Below are 15,139 nucleotides of genomic sequence, written 5' to 3' on the forward strand. Positions count from 1 at the left end.
GACACTTAAAGAGGCTGAATGATGAGCTACGAATTTATTATTGAAGATAGGCTGCCGAACACGGCAGTTTATCCTTATAAAATCCAAAACAGTGCGGCACCTGAGACATTTTTCATGAGTGAAGATCTGGTGAGCGCCATGATGAGTATTTTGCAAATCATGGATAAGCTTGATACCGATGAGATGTTAGATGACCACTGTTTCAATCAAATTTGGCTAAAAAGTGAATTGACACCGGCTCGTGCGGAGGAGATTTATCTTTATTTAGAAGATGCACAAATGGTTGAGCCTGTTCCTTCACAAGAAGAAATTGACGCATTCCACCAAGCACAACGCGATGAAGATAAATTATTATCGAAAGAAAGCCCGAAAGAGGGAATGATCCCTGTGCATAAGTTTGCCACCAATGACGGTTGGTTGGTCACCATGAAAGAGTGTGGTTGGATAGCTGAAGTTTTCTCCCCTGAATTAATCGGGGAAAACCAATTTGTTGTGTCACAAATAGCGAACCTATGTAAGGTCAGCCATGAAATGCTGGAATCCATGCTAGTGGAATGGGGGAAATTTAATTTATTCGCGAGCAAACATGGCGGTTATCGAGTCAACTAATCCCCTTTAGGTGGTGAACGGTTTTTCACCACCTAAAATATGCCTAAATATTCTATTATTCGTTGCTGATTTTAGGAGCTGAACGCTTATGCTTTTCCATGAGGAGTGTTATGTTATAAGCATAATGCTGGCGAATGGATTGATTGAATGAATTTACGACCCTTAATATTTTTGCTTTGTTTAGGCAGTGCTGCTTTTGTGCAGGCTAATTCCAAGGAAACATTATCGGTACAAGGAAAACAGCAACCGCCAGCTTCTCTTGCCACACCCCCTGAAAACCTTCCTGTCGAGTTTACTCATAAATTAAAAGAAGCTGAGTCTGGTGATATTGATGCCATGCTCAGTATTGGCCTTGTTTATATGGATGGTACTGATTATTTATCTCCTGATGCAGATAAGGCTTTCATTTGGTTTAAAAAAGTCTCTGATCGCGGCAGTGCCGATGGTGACTATTATTTAGGGCTTTTAGCACAACAGCAGCAAAAATATGCAGAGGCAGTGCGCTGGTATCGGAAAGGGGCAGAAAAGGGTGACCCTGATTGCCAATATAGTTTAGGTTTTTTGTATGAGCGCGGCTTAGGCTTGGAGCAAGATTATAAACAAGCTAAAGCATGGTATACGAAGTCCGCCGAACAAGGGGGCGCGTATAGCCAATTGGCGTTAGGCATGTTTTATTACGATGGCTTAGACGGTGAGGTTGATTATCAAAAAGCCAAAATGTGGTATGAAAAGAGTGCACAGCAGGGAGTGGCTGCGGCAGTCAATAACTTAGCTGTCTTATATGAAAAGGGTGAAGGCGTTCAGCAGGACGAGGAAAAAGCCATTGATTTGTATCGACAAGCAGCAAATATGGGTTCAGCAATTGCCCAAATGAATATGGGGGATCTCTATTATGAAGGCCACCGTTTGATTGAAAAGAACCCGTATCAAGCGATGTATTGGTATAAGCGTGCTGCATCACAGGGGTATACAGATGCACTGTTTGTGATGGGGCGGGGCTATGAAGAGGGGGATGGTGTAGGCAAAGATCTTGGCAGTGCCTTTGAGTGGTATTTGCTAGGCGCCAATAATGGTTCTGTTCCTGCTGCAATGAAAGTCGCGGAGTTTTACGAAAAAGGGTTAGGCGGTGTCAAAGCCAATCATGGAAAAGCCATTGAATGGTATATGAGCATGGCCGAGGATGATATTGTCGAAGCACAAACAAAACTCGCTGAATTGTATATTGCAGGGCAACTCCCTGAGATAGATATTCAAAAAGTGGTGAGTTGGCTACAAGCCTCAGAGCAGGATGATATCCAATCAAAAAATCAATTGGCCATTTTTTACTTAACGGGAAATGGGGTAAAACAAGATGCGCGAAGAGCGCGGGAATTATGGCAACAATCCGCGTTTCAAGGCCTCAGCGATGCACAAAATAACCTTGCCGTCATGTATGCCAAGGGGCTTGGTGGCGATAAAAATATCTTTCGAGCCATCATGTGGTTTGAGCGGGCGAGTCAGCAGGATGATACAACAGCACAAAAAAATTTAAGGTTGTTAAAAGAGAATGCAGCGGTGACAGCAGCGATGTTGGAGTACACGGCAAATGTACAAAAGGCGATGGCTAAGATAAAGGGGGGTGATGAATGATAGCTGAATTGATGGTCGCATATGTACTCGCGGCAACATTGCTAACAATAACACCGGGTGTTGATACCGCACTAATTTTAAGAACATCAACGGTTCAGGGAACACGAACGGCCTTTGCCGCCGCGGCAGGAATTGGGTTAGGGTGTTTGGCGTGGGGAGCTATGGTAGCCTTTGGTTTAGGCGCACTGATTGCCGCCTCTGAACTCGCTTACTCTATTTTAAAATGGTGTGGTGCTGCCTATTTGTGTTGGCTTGGTGTTCAAATGCTATTGAAACCGAGAAACCATTTTTCAGGTAATAACGCGACATCCACCAAGCAACAAAATTGGTTTATGCGAGGCTTTTTGGGCAATTTACTTAACCCAAAAGTAGGTATTTTCTATGTCTCATTTTTACCGCAATTTATCCCTGCCGGAAAAGATGTGGTGATGTGGACATTTTTGCTGGTGGGGATCCATGTCATTTTAGGGATTATTTGGAGTGGCTTGTTGATTGGTGCTACCCGCCCCCTATCGACATTATTTAAAAAACCGGCGGTAATTCGCTGGATGGACAGAACAACAGGGCTAATTTTTATTATGTTCGCGGCTAAATTAGCTTTCTCTCGCCGATAAAGTCAAAGGTGCCCTTTATCTAAGAGCGCCTGTCTTCTCAGTAAAGTGAGCCGTTATTCAAATAGATTTGAATGCAGAGTGCGCACTATCTCTTCCGCGTCATTACCTGGTACCAGTAGGCAGATATTATGGCTGCTGGCACCGTAGCTGATCATTCGGATATTGAAGGATTCTAGCGCCCCAAAAATTTGTTTGCCGAGGCCATTTACTTGCGACAGTTCGTTACCAATGATGGCCACTAGCGCTAAGTTTTCTTCTACTTCTACGCGGCATAGCGCTGATAGCTCTGTCATCAGTGCGTTGGTGAGTAAGCTACCATTTGTACCTGTAGAGCCAGTGGTGTCTAATGTGAGGGCTACGCTCACCTCGGATGTGGTGATCAAGTCAACGGAAATATTGTGACGTAATAAAATCGTGAATATTTCAGCTAAGAAGCCTCGAGCATGCAGCATTTTTAGGCTATGTAACGTGAGCAGTGTTTGTTTACGGCGCAGTGCTAACGCTCTAAATTGAGGGGCATTCGCGGTTTTATCACACACTAAGGTTCCGCCAGCTTGTGGCTCTTTACTGGAGCCAACAAAAACAGGGATCCCAGCACGTACCGCAGGTAATAGCGTTGCTGGATGCAATATTTTAGCGCCAAACGTTGCCATTTCCGCGGCTTCGTCAAAAGCAATTTCATCGATACGCTGTGCTGCGGGTACGACGCGTGGATCTGTCGTGTAAATACCAGGAACGTCTGTCCAGATATCAACACGTGCTAAATTGAGAACTTCAGCCAATAATGCCGCGGTATAATCGCTACCGCCACGGCCAAGTGTTGTCGTGCGTCCTTTGCTATCTTGCCCAATAAAACCTTGTGTAATGACTAAAGAACCCTGTAGGCGAGGGAGCAAGTGTTGTTGGGCCGACTCTTTTAATTGCAAAAGGTCGGGTTCAGCGCGACCAAAGTTTGCATTTGTTTTCATTACTTTGCGTACATCAAACCATTGTGAGTTAGCCCCACGCTGGCGGAGGACTTCAACAAACAGCAAAGTCGACATAAGTTCACCGTGACTCACCATTTCATCGGTGAGCGCATCGGAAGTTGCCAGAGAAGCGGAATCTGCCAAATGAGCAATATTATCTAATAAACGATTAATCTCTTCGCGAATTACTTCCGCATGTTGTAAATGATCAATAATCGCATATTGGATCTCTTTAACTTTTTGCAGTAGCTGATTACGTTTGTCGGCATCGCAACCTTCGGCAAGCTCTATCAACAAATTAGTGATACCCGCAGAAGCAGAAAGTACCACTACGCGGACATTATTGTTCGAAAGAACAACGTCTGCACTTTTGTTCATGGCTTCAAAATTAGCGACACTTGTCCCCCCAAATTTGGCGATAACGTACGGATTATTTTCTGGCAAAGAGGCTACTGCATTCATGGTATCAATCCCTTTTGGCAATCTATTTTTTATATAGAAATATCGGGTTAGGCCGATGCCGTCAATGAAGAATCGATGCAAATCAGTAATTCTAATGATGACTAATTTATTATCGCTTTTCCCGATGGCTGTAATAAGCTCTGGAAAAATTGCAAAAAATTGCCCAATATCATAAGGATTGCAAGAACGCAGGAAAGTGATAGGTCAAGATGACTCGGCGAGTTACAATTATTTTTATTTCAAATATTTTGGAGAGTGTTATCCATGAATAGTATTAATCCAAGCCAAACGGCAGCATGGCGGGCGCTAGAGCAACATTTTGCGCAAATGAAAGATACCCATATGCGCGACCTGTTCAAACAAGACAATGATCGCTTTACCAAATTTTCCGCGACATTTGACGACCAAATTTTGGTGGACTACTCCAAAAACCGAATTACTCAAGAAACATTGGATAAATTATTCGCATTAGCTGAAGAGACTCAGTTAAAAAGCGCAATGAATAGTATGTTCAGTGGTGAAAAAATTAACCGTACCGAAGATCGTGCTGTATTGCATATCGCACTACGTAACCGTGACAATACACCGATTTATGTTGATGGCAAAGATGTGATGCCAGATGTCAACGCGGTCTTAGAAAAGATGCATCAATTTAGTGAGCGCATTATTAATGGCGAGTGGAAAGGGTATACTGGCAAGGCTATCACGGATGTGGTGAATATCGGTATCGGTGGCTCAGATCTTGGTCCATTTATGGTCACCGAAGCGCTACGCCCTTATAAAAATCACTTAAATATGCACTTTGTTTCTAACGTTGATGGCACGCAGATAGCGGAAACGTTGAAAGTTTTAAATCCAGAAACAACTCTGTTTTTAATCGCATCAAAAACCTTCACGACGCAAGAAACCATGACGAATGCGCATTCAGCGCGTGATTGGTTGCTCGCACAAGCGAAAGATGAACAGCATATCGCAAAACATTTCGTGGCACTGTCAACCAATAGTGAGCAAGTCGCGAAGTTCGGTATTGATACGGCAAATATGTTTGAGTTTTGGGATTGGGTTGGTGGCCGTTATTCATTATGGTCAGCGATTGGCCTATCCATTATCTTGTCTGTGGGTTATGACAATTTTGTTCAGCTCCTCGAAGGGGCTCATGCAATGGATAAGCACTTTACCCAAACGGCTTTTGAAAAGAATATTCCTGTTCTCCTTGGCTTAATTGGCATTTGGTATAACAACTTTTTTGAGTCGGAAACTGAAGCGATTCTGCCATATGATCAATATATGCACCGTTTTGCCGCTTATTTCCAACAAGGAAATATGGAGTCAAATGGTAAGTATATTGACCGTAATGGCAACAAAGTTTCTTATCAAACGGGGCCAATTATTTGGGGTGAACCGGGCACAAACGGCCAACATGCCTTTTATCAATTGATCCATCAAGGAACTAAAATGATCCCTTGTGATTTTATTGCGCCAGCAGTAACGCATAATCCACTCGGTGATCATCACGATAAATTACTGTCGAATTTCTTTGCTCAAACGGAAGCGTTGGCATTTGGTAAGACGCGTGAAGTTGTTGATGCGGAATTTGTGGCTCAAGGTAAAAACCCTGCGGATATGGAGTATGTTGCTCCTTATAAAGTGTTTGAAGGTAACCGCCCAACAAACTCAATCTTGCTTAAAGAGATCACACCTTATTCATTAGGTGCACTCATTGCGATGTATGAACATAAGATCTTCACGCAAGGGGCAATTCTGAATATTTTCACCTTTGACCAATGGGGTGTAGAGCTTGGGAAGCAATTGGCGAGCCGAATTTTGCCTGAGTTAGAAAGTAAAGACGAAATCAGCAGCCATGATAGCTCAACTAATGGGCTAATTAATCGTTATAAAGCTTGGCGTTGATAAGCGTCATAGCTACCTTTCACAGCCTGCCATAATGGCAGGCTGTCGCTATTTAATCATTTCTACTTGATCATTTTGTGTGTATGACTCATTAGCGTTAAAAATTATTTTAAGAAAATTTTACAATTCATGTGGGATTTGTGATTTTTTAACTAATTTGTTAGCTAACTTTAACCTTATCGCAAGGCAACGTGATATCCTTCATGCTAAGAACCAATATGATACAAAACCACACAGTATAGTGGTGGAATGATGAGTAATGGATGAAACGCTTTTTATCTCTCACCCGATAACATGGCTATCAGAAGATGATGACCTTGTTCCTGAAAATGTTTTAGATTGGCTACATGAACTAGGGTCGATGACAAAACGCTTAGAGCAGCATTGCCAACGTGTCACGGTTGTTCCTTATACGCAACGTTATGTGACTCAAGAGGCATTGAGCGAAGAAGAAGCGGCGTGTTTACCTGTCAGTGAATATTATTGGTTACGTGAAGTCATTATGTATGGTGATAATATTCCATGGTTACTTGGACGAACGTTAATTCCACAGGAGACATTGACTGGTGAAGACCGGAAACTTATTGATATCGGTGCTGTACCGTTAGGGCGTTATCTCTTTAGCCATGATAATCTTTCCCGTGATTATATTCATATAGGGCAGCAAAATTTGCGATGGATCCGCCGCTCTCTATTAAGATTATCTGAAAAACCTTTATTATTAACCGAACTGTTTTTACCTGAATCACCTGCATATAAAAGATAAAAAATAAAAGGAGCACAACAAATGGAGGGAAGTATGGCGCTAAGTAAATGGCATGCCTACAGCCGTTTGATGCGTATTGATAGGCCGATAGGGTCGCTATTATTGTTATGGCCAACCTATTGGGCGTTGTGGATTGCCGCTCAAAGTATACCGAGTTTACATATTCTTATTGTCTTTACGGCGGGCGTTTTCTTGATGCGTGCAGCCGGATGCGTGATTAACGATTTCGCAGACCGTCACTTTGATGGCCATGTTGAGCGAACGAAACACCGCCCATTACCCAGTGGTGATGTGACAGAAAAAGAAGCAAAAATTTTATTCGCTAGCCTCGTTGGTCTCTCATTTTTATTGGTACTGACGCTAAATTCAATGACTATCTGGCTATCTGTTGCCGGATTAGCTTTGGCGTGGATTTATCCTTTTGTTAAGCGAGTCAGCCACTTACCTCAAGTTGTTTTAGGTGCCGCATTTGGTTGGTCTATCCCGATGGGCTTCTCTGCTGTCAGTGAATCGTTACCATTGGTGTGCTGGGTACTGTTTTTGGTCAATATCTTGTGGTCCGTGATTTATGATACCCAGTATGCGATGGTTGACCGCAATGATGATTTAAAAATCGGCGTTAAATCAACAGCGATACTGTTTGGCCAATATGACAAGCTGATTATTGGTATTTTACAGATCGTGATGATTGTTTTATTGGTGTTAGTGGGTTCATTGGCTGATTTAGGAGCGGTGTACTATATCGCACTATCACTATCGGCATTGCTGTTTATTTACCAACAAAAATTAATGGTAGATAGGGAACGAGCACCGTGTTTTAAAGCCTTTTTAAATAATAACTATGTTGGATTGATCTTATTTATTGGGATTTTCTTAAGTTACTTGTAAACCATTTGTGGAATAGTAAAGGGGTAATGTGAAGCACATTACCCCTTTTACGTACTGACGACCCTACGTTTTTAACGTGGGATTTTGTTTATAAGGGGGAACATGAATTGCATTCCCCCTTTTGGTTTCTTTAGACTTAAAAGTTAGTCTTCTTTTGATTTTTCTGTCTCAGTAGCGCGCTCCTCTGGTTGACTCACGCTCTCGATAGTCAAACGAATTTCTGGCGACATTAAACGCGAAATAACCGCATAGAGTTTTTTCGCATTGGCCGTGAAAATGTCGTTTTCATCATTATCAATGTAGCCTTCTTCCCGTAGCGTTTCGACTAAGATTGAAAAGACCGCTTTATCGAAGAATTCAGGAGCGTTAATACCGTGCAGCACAGAAAGACGTTGAGCTAGCATGCGGCTCTCTTTTTCTAATGTATTACGGCTAATTTCTGGACTCGCATTGAGTAAAGAAAGCGTAATCGCATAGCGCTGTAAGGTTTCGCGAACACCTGCTGCGAGCAACTGTAATGGGCGTATACGACGTGGATTAAGAATGACAATATCGTCTTCTTTTAAGCACACTAATTTCTGGTTATTTAGCTCATCAATTAAGGTATCAACGACGTCAACCAAAGAGCCACTATCAAAACGCATAAACAGTTCAGCTTTGAGGAAGGGGTAAATTTGCCCTACTTGATAGTGGATATCTTGGCGGCTAATACTTTCATGATGGAGCACAATGCTCGAGATCAGTGATGGCAACACCAATAAGTGATGAATGTTATTACGATAATAGGTCATGAGAACGGCATTCTCACGAGGAAGAATGATAATGTCTCCCATACTATCTTTTTCGACTTCAAACTTATCCATCTGCAAAGCATGTTCTAACAATTGCTCCGCTGTTTTATTTGGTGTTGTTGCATCAGCCGTATAAGGAACATTACGCAATAACTGTAGGTAACAATCGACTTGCTCAATAAGTTGCTCACGCGTTAATGAACGTTGGCGCGACGCAAGTAATGCCGTTGAGCACAGGTTGATAGCGTTAGCTGCCGCAGCATTATTAATATTGACCATAATGTGATCTGCTAGCCCACTGACGATTGGGTTTAACCAACTCGGGCGCTGAGGTTCGATAGGGTCAATCGAGTCGCGCCAATCAGGTACACGTTTTGTGAGATATTGAGAGAGTGAAATAGGCTGACCAAAATTCACATAGCCTTGGCCTAAGTTACGTAATTTACGTAGGCCGCGAACCATCGAAAAGAAGCCTTCTTTCTCTTTTTCAGCACCACGTAGCTCTTTGGCATAGGTTCCCACTTCCAGAACATTTTCATAGCCAATATAAACGGGCACGATCGTAATAGGACGAGAGTCGCCACGTAGCATCGCTTGTAGCGTCATCGACAAGGTACCTGTTTTTGGCTGAAGTAAACGGCCTGTACGGGAGCGGCCACCTTCAACAAAATATTCAATAGAGTAACCCCGCGCAAATAATTCACTGAGGTACTCACGGAATACGGTTGAATAGAGTTTATTACCTTTAAAGGTTCGACGAATAAAGAAAGCGCCGAGGTGACGGAAAATAGGCCCCGCTGGCCAGAAATTCAAGTTGATACCTGCCGCGATATGAGGAGGAACTAAGCCTTGATGATATAAAACGTATGACAGCAGCAAGTAATCCATGTGGCTGCGATGAGAAGGCACATAAACGATTTCATGACCATCTTGCGCCAATTGGCGAACCCGCTCGGCATGCTGAACGTTGATCCCTTGATATAAGCGGTTCCAAGTCCAACTTAACACTCGGTCAGTAAGACGTATCGCTTCATAAGAGAAGTTAGCGGCAATTTCTTCCATCATATTGACGGCATTTTGCTGAGCTTTCTTCAGTGGAATTTTTTTGCTACGGGCTTCGTCTTCAACCGCCTTTTCAATGGCTTTTGAGGTCAGCAGCTTATTGAATAGCTCTTGGCGAACAGGCAATTTAGGGCCAACAGCAGCAAGGCGTTGGCGTGAATAGTGAATACGCGCGACCCGTGCAAGTTTATTCGCAATAATAGTATCTGTGCCATGTTCTTGCGCCATCAAGCCCATCGACACTGGAGGGGAAAAGCGAACAAAGCTATCTCGCCCAAGCCAGATTATGGCAAAGAACTTTTGAATACCGTTAAGTAAACGCAATGGCGGCGCCGGTGTATGCCCTTCACGCCCAGGAGAGCGACCGAACATGACAGAAGCCGGTAGCATTTGGATATCAAGATTCGGATTACTACGATGCAAATCTAAGTAGGCATGGAATACCTTCACCGATTCTTTACGTGGATTAGGAGAATAATAACGAAATACTCTAGGGCCATCATCAATAAAGACGTAAGCCGGTAATTTAGTGCCATTAATGTCATTATCGACCAAAGGATCAGGTAGGCCGATAGATAAGCATTGGTGACGTAATGTTAAAAGGTCAGATTTAGAATGATATGGCAGCACATATAATGTGGGCCGACTGGTGTCCAATTCAAGTTCTGAAATAGGGTCCGTTGGAACGAGTTTGCTCTTTACCAGTAATTTAAGTGGTAAATTCAACGTGTTGTAATATATTTTACGCCATAGTGACATAAATGATTATAGCCTCTTGTTAACAATGCTTCGCAAGCATACCAGAAATCAACTGGCAAATCTGTTACTGACAATTAACTTTGACCGCAAAAAATGATTATTGTTTTGTAATTTTGAGGAATAAATATGGCAAACCAAACTAAGGGATTTACGCGTGTAATTAAGGCTGCGGGTTACTCCCTTAAAGGGTTGAAAGCAGCTTGGGTCAATGAGGCTGCATTTCGGCAAGAATCCGTTGCGGCAATACTTGCTGTCATTATCGCGTTATGGCTGGATGTTAGCTATATCGACCGATTATTATTGATTAGCTCTGTTGTACTGGTCGCTATCGTAGAATTAATTAACAGTGCAATAGAGGCGGTCGTGGATCGTGTAGGAAGTGAATATCATGAGTTGTCTGGACGAGCGAAAGATATTGGCTCGGCGGCTGTGTTTATCACGATTGGGTTAGCTTTAGTTATTTGGGCGACGATATTGTGGCAGCATTATTTCGTTGGCTAGTCAGAAATTATCGAAAACAGAGCGATTATCGGTGAGATTACTGGCAAATATGGCATTCGAGTGATTTAAGTGTTTCAAATCTTCATTTACCTGTATATACTCACAGTCTGACTGTATAAACAAACAGGGGAACGAAATGAAAGCACTGACCGCTAGACAACAGCAAGTTTATGATCTGGTGCGCGATCACATTTCTCAGACGGGTATGCCACCTACACGTGCTGAAATAGCAGCAAGCCTTGGTTTTCGTTCGCCTAATGCGGCAGAAGAGCATCTTAAGGCCTTAGCTCGTAAAGGGGTGATAGAGATTGTTTCAGGGGCTTCTCGTGGTATCCGTTTACTGCTTGAAGAAGAAAATGATCCTGAAATTCAGGGGCTACCTTTAATTGGGCGTGTCGCTGCCGGCGAACCTTTATTAGCGCAAGAGCATATTGAAAGTCATTATCAGGTTGATCCTGAGCTATTCAAACCACATGCTGACTTTTTATTGCGTGTTAATGGGATGTCGATGAAAGATATCGGGATTATGGATGGTGACCTGTTAGCTGTTCATAAAACACAAGATGTCCGTAATGGGCAAGTGGTTGTGGCGCGTATTGAAGATGAGGTTACGGTAAAACGCTTTAAGCAACAAGGTAACCGCGTTGAGTTAATCGCCGAAAACCCAGAGTTTGCACCTATTATTGTCGATTTACGTCAACAAAATTTCACTATTGAAGGATTAGCGGTAGGTGTGATTCGCAATGGTGATTGGTGTTAATATTGGTCTTATAACCACCCTTCAAAATATTGCTGGCAGATTTTACTGTTTTCTAATATCAACCTAGGTTTGTCACTAGGTTATTAAATTAGATAAAAAGTCTGCCACTCTATTTAAGTGCTCCCTCAGCAAGTACCTACTATCAGCAGTAATTCTACGCCACTTCTTATTTCTTCTTTGTGATAACGGGTTGCTCATGGTTGTGTTCACAATGTTCATGATCCTGGCAAGTGCTGAGTTCGTAACATTCATGACATAATCCATGATTTTCTACCACTGTGTGTCTCAGGTGAAATTGGTGGCTGTTTGCAAGAGACATAATTGCTGTTTCAATTGTTGTGCAATCACTCTCTGTGACACTTCCGCAATGATCACAAATCAACATTACTGAGATATGACTCGGGTTATCGAAATGGTGACAGATAACATAACTATTTGTTGATTCTATTTTATGAATAAACCCTTGCTCTATTAAGAACTCTAAGCCTCTATAAATCGTTGGTGGTTTTGCTTGAGGCTCTACCTCTCTTAATAAATCTAATAAGTCATAAGCACTGATTGCGCCATGTTGCTGTGCAATCAGGCGTAAAACAGTTTCTCTTTGCGGTGTGAGCCGAACGCCTCTTGATTGGCAAATTTTTTCGGCCATCACTAGCAGTTTATCTTCACTCATTTTTTTCATGGTAATTGACCTTACATCAAAACTGAAAATTGCTGTTGTAAACAAGTTTACCATAACTTCATTGCAGATAGAGATGGAAATAAGAAGAGAGCAAAAGGGCTAACATAGAGAAAAATAGTTATTTATCAAAAACAAGAATGAAAATTTTAATCCGCAATATCGGACAAAAATAGAGTCATATTACATTTTAAATGTATCGCTTGAGGTTAATTGTCATAACACAGTTTGGGCGTTTTTCTTAACCGTCAGTAATTGTGAGGCTTTAGGCTAGGCTTTTCTGTTAGACCGATGTTTATCGGTAAACGGCACAAAACTGCCGATTTTGGGATGCTATAACCGTCTACGGTCATTAACCTTATAAAATTAAGGTGTAAAATTTAAAATTATGCATTTTGTTTTTTGTATCTCAATAGCGGTTAAATATTCTATTTAAGATGTCTTATTTAATTAAAATAAAGCGATAATTTGTGACTTAAGGTACTTTGTAAGTATTTTTTCGTCAATAGAAGCAACAATCACTAGGCTATTATGGGGAGTGTCTTTTTATGAATAGTTAAAAGGTCGTCTGCAATATCAATAAACTTCATTAGTGGATAATTAATTTGTAATAAAAAATTAGTAGAGGCATAAATAGAGTAGTATTTACTTAGTTATATATTCTAATGTATTTATTTAGCGAATATTGTTTCACTGCCCGCGACCCACATAATCAAAAATAAATCTTGAGTTTCATATCACTTTATTTTTCTAGTTATAAACTCATACCGCGAGAAGTCTTTGAAATACTTCTATCTCTTCTTTATAGATGAATATCTTTATATTCTCTCACTTCACCCTTAGATAAAGGAATATCATCGTTCACTGCTAAGCGACTGCATATGAGGCATGTTTCCCCTATCTATATAGGAGAACAGCGTTGATATGTTTAGGATTATCATGGTTTTTTAAAGGTAACGATTAGAGATAGAACATTGCTATTGAAAAATTATTCTCTTGAGTGGAGATACATCTTTGTATCTAAGTAAAGTAATGCCGTAAGTTTAATTAAAAAATAGCCACTTGGTGAAATTCTAAATAAAACCAAAGGGTAATCATTACACTCAAAGCGGATGACATGAAAAGTAAAGAACTGTTACATTTGGGGTGAATGTCAATTAAGACTTATCTTACAACAATTCAACCACATAGATTAATTATCTTCTTTTGTGTGTAAATTGGTGTTAAGTATTGTTAGATTATAAAATATAGAATTTTATTTCAGCATATTCCTTTTTTATAGTTTTATATGTAATGAAATTATTTCAAACAAATGGATACAAATGTAAATTTTTATAAATTATTTACCTTTTATAAATATAAATTAATCCAATTTTGATGGCTAAAAATATGATTTTTTAGCTTTTGTGGTTGTTTGTGCTTTTGTCTTGGTGTTTGTAAATATTATATTTTGTTTGTAATGCTTTTTTGTTGTGTTTTTGACAAAAGATATTGTTGCGGTAATATTGGAACCAGTTGATGAGGATGTTTGGAAATATTCTTCATATTGAAAAAGATAATTATGCTACTACGTTTTGCTTTTAGAGAAAACGCAATTAGATAAAGATTTTGATATCTTCCAAATATAAGAAAACTCCTAACATTAAATATGTTCCTGATGTTGGCTATTATCTTTGTCTAGTTAATAGTTAATGAAATGACTAATTAACTAGGTTGAAAATTTTATCCATATAGCTATTTCTATATTGGCCGTCACTTTCCTTTATAGGAATAGTATTTTTATTTTTTACTATAGGCGGTGCTCAGGAGTCTATTACTGGATAGCTGAAAGCTAACAATAAGTTAAATTCAAGAGTCACTAGAACCGTAAAAATACGACTACTTAATATGTGTTTTTGAGTATGTAAGTAGAAAGGGTAGTGCCTTTTTTAGAGTCAATTTTTTTGACTTGCCTTTAAAAAGGGGATTAAAAGGATTTTTTTAACCCTAATGGTGTTAGCTAAATAGGCTAATGCTGATTATTCAAGTTTATATTCAAAATTTTAGGACTGGATTTACAAGGATGTAACGAATTTAAATTTGAACATTAAATAACAATGTCTTTCACTACTACATGTTATAAATACAGAGGTATTTAAAATGTTATTCAACAAGAAACTAGTAACAATCGCAGTATTAGCAAGTTCAATGGTAGCTGGTTCAGCATTAGCTGCTGATGAAGTAGGTAAAAAAAGCACTGAAGTACGTTTCAAAGCTCAATTACGTGCGGCTTCTTGTGATGTAGCTTCAACTGCGGAAGGTTCTGTAATTGATTGGGGTACTTTTACTCTTGACCAAACTAATGGTAAGAATGTTAAAGACCAATTAGGTTCAGATAAAAACTTCAACCTGATCCTGACTAACTGTTCTAAAGCAGCAGCAGAAGATGCAGCTATTTTCGTTCATGCAGAAGGTAAAGAATCTCCACTATTCCCAGAGTATTTTGCAAACACAGGTGCTAAATCTTTAGCAGTTGCATTATCTTCAGGTGGTAAAGATATCAAACCAAACGTAGACACAGAGCTGAAATTCTCTAACGCTGTAGATGTTAACGGTAGCACTACAATTCCTGTATTGGCTAAACTTTTACTGACTCAAGTAGGTGTTGCTCCTGATACATTAAACGTACCAGTTACTTTCTCTGTATCTTATAACTAATACTGATAAAGTTTAGATAATGGCATAAGAGGCTATTTACAGC

12 protein-coding genes are annotated in these 15,139 nt (G+C 40.4%); 9 read left to right on the forward strand and 3 right to left on the reverse strand.

What is annotated here, in order from left to right; all coding sequences use genetic code 11:
• The first annotated feature begins 18 nt into the window (after positions 1 to 18).
• The 3 genes from PR699_RS11995 to PR699_RS12005 all read left to right on the forward strand — a co-directional run bounded on the left by PR699_RS11995 (position 19) and on the right by PR699_RS12005 (position 2,852).
• On the forward strand, positions 19 to 609 hold the full coding sequence (locus PR699_RS11995; RefSeq protein WP_227698366.1) for a hypothetical protein: 591 nt from the start codon (positions 19 to 21) through the stop codon (positions 607 to 609).
• A 147-nt stretch (positions 610 to 756) separates the two neighbouring features.
• Positions 757 to 2,238, forward strand: coding sequence for a tetratricopeptide repeat protein (locus PR699_RS12000; RefSeq protein WP_014656934.1), 1,482 nt, complete (start codon positions 757 to 759; stop codon positions 2,236 to 2,238).
• The gene (locus tag PR699_RS12005; RefSeq protein ID WP_014656933.1) at positions 2,235 to 2,852 is read left to right on the forward strand and encodes a LysE family translocator; all 618 of its coding nucleotides are present in this window, start codon (positions 2,235 to 2,237) and stop codon (positions 2,850 to 2,852) included. Before PR699_RS12000 ends, PR699_RS12005 begins: the two co-directional genes overlap by 4 nt.
• Before the next feature lie 53 nt (positions 2,853 to 2,905).
• Here the strand turns inward: PR699_RS12005 and lysC are convergent, their stop codons facing one another.
• Positions 2,906 to 4,282, reverse strand: a complete 1,377-nt coding sequence (gene lysC, locus PR699_RS12010) for a lysine-sensitive aspartokinase 3 (protein ID WP_004925907.1) — start codon at positions 4,280 to 4,282, stop codon at positions 2,906 to 2,908.
• 264 nt (positions 4,283 to 4,546) lie between these two features.
• Here lysC and pgi point away from each other — a divergent pair, with 264 nt between their 5' ends.
• From pgi to ubiA, 3 genes are all read left to right on the forward strand, one after another.
• Positions 4,547 to 6,193 (forward strand): glucose-6-phosphate isomerase, encoded by a 1,647-nt coding sequence (gene pgi, locus PR699_RS12015; RefSeq protein ID WP_014656932.1) that lies wholly within the window; start codon positions 4,547 to 4,549, stop codon positions 6,191 to 6,193.
• A gap of 259 nt (positions 6,194 to 6,452) precedes the next feature.
• The gene (ubiC, locus tag PR699_RS12020; RefSeq protein WP_004925912.1) at positions 6,453 to 6,959 is read left to right on the forward strand and encodes a chorismate lyase; all 507 of its coding nucleotides are present in this window, start codon (positions 6,453 to 6,455) and stop codon (positions 6,957 to 6,959) included.
• A 33-nt stretch (positions 6,960 to 6,992) separates the two neighbouring features.
• Positions 6,993 to 7,847 (forward strand): 4-hydroxybenzoate octaprenyltransferase, encoded by an 855-nt coding sequence (gene ubiA / locus PR699_RS12025; RefSeq protein WP_169342289.1) that lies wholly within the window; start codon positions 6,993 to 6,995, stop codon positions 7,845 to 7,847.
• A 143-nt stretch (positions 7,848 to 7,990) separates the two neighbouring features.
• Here the strand turns inward: ubiA and plsB are convergent, their stop codons facing one another.
• Complete coding sequence (gene plsB / locus PR699_RS12030; protein WP_014656931.1) at positions 7,991 to 10,459, reverse strand: glycerol-3-phosphate 1-O-acyltransferase PlsB; 2,469 nt, start codon at positions 10,457 to 10,459, stop codon at positions 7,991 to 7,993.
• A 126-nt stretch (positions 10,460 to 10,585) separates the two neighbouring features.
• Here plsB and PR699_RS12035 point away from each other — a divergent pair, with 126 nt between their 5' ends.
• Complete coding sequence (locus tag PR699_RS12035) at positions 10,586 to 10,960, forward strand: diacylglycerol kinase (protein ID WP_004925918.1); 375 nt, start codon at positions 10,586 to 10,588, stop codon at positions 10,958 to 10,960.
• A gap of 136 nt (positions 10,961 to 11,096) precedes the next feature.
• Complete coding sequence (gene lexA, locus PR699_RS12040; protein WP_004925920.1) at positions 11,097 to 11,720, forward strand: transcriptional repressor LexA; 624 nt, start codon at positions 11,097 to 11,099, stop codon at positions 11,718 to 11,720.
• Positions 11,721 to 11,886: 166 nt separating this feature from the next.
• On the opposite strand, the gene zur is transcribed toward lexA, so the two are convergent.
• On the reverse strand, positions 11,887 to 12,402 hold the full coding sequence (zur, locus tag PR699_RS12045) for a zinc uptake transcriptional repressor Zur (protein ID WP_004925923.1): 516 nt from the start codon (positions 12,400 to 12,402) through the stop codon (positions 11,887 to 11,889).
• 2,136 nt (positions 12,403 to 14,538) lie between these two features.
• On the opposite strand from zur, the gene PR699_RS12050 reads away from it, so the two are divergent.
• On the forward strand, positions 14,539 to 15,096 hold the full coding sequence (locus PR699_RS12050) for a fimbrial protein (RefSeq protein WP_014656930.1): 558 nt from the start codon (positions 14,539 to 14,541) through the stop codon (positions 15,094 to 15,096).
• The last annotated feature ends 43 nt before the right edge of the window (positions 15,097 to 15,139 follow it).

Origin of the sequence: Providencia sp. PROV268, assembly GCF_028477805.1 — a bacterium.
GTDB classification, from domain to species: domain Bacteria; phylum Pseudomonadota; class Gammaproteobacteria; order Enterobacterales; family Enterobacteriaceae; genus Providencia; species Providencia stuartii.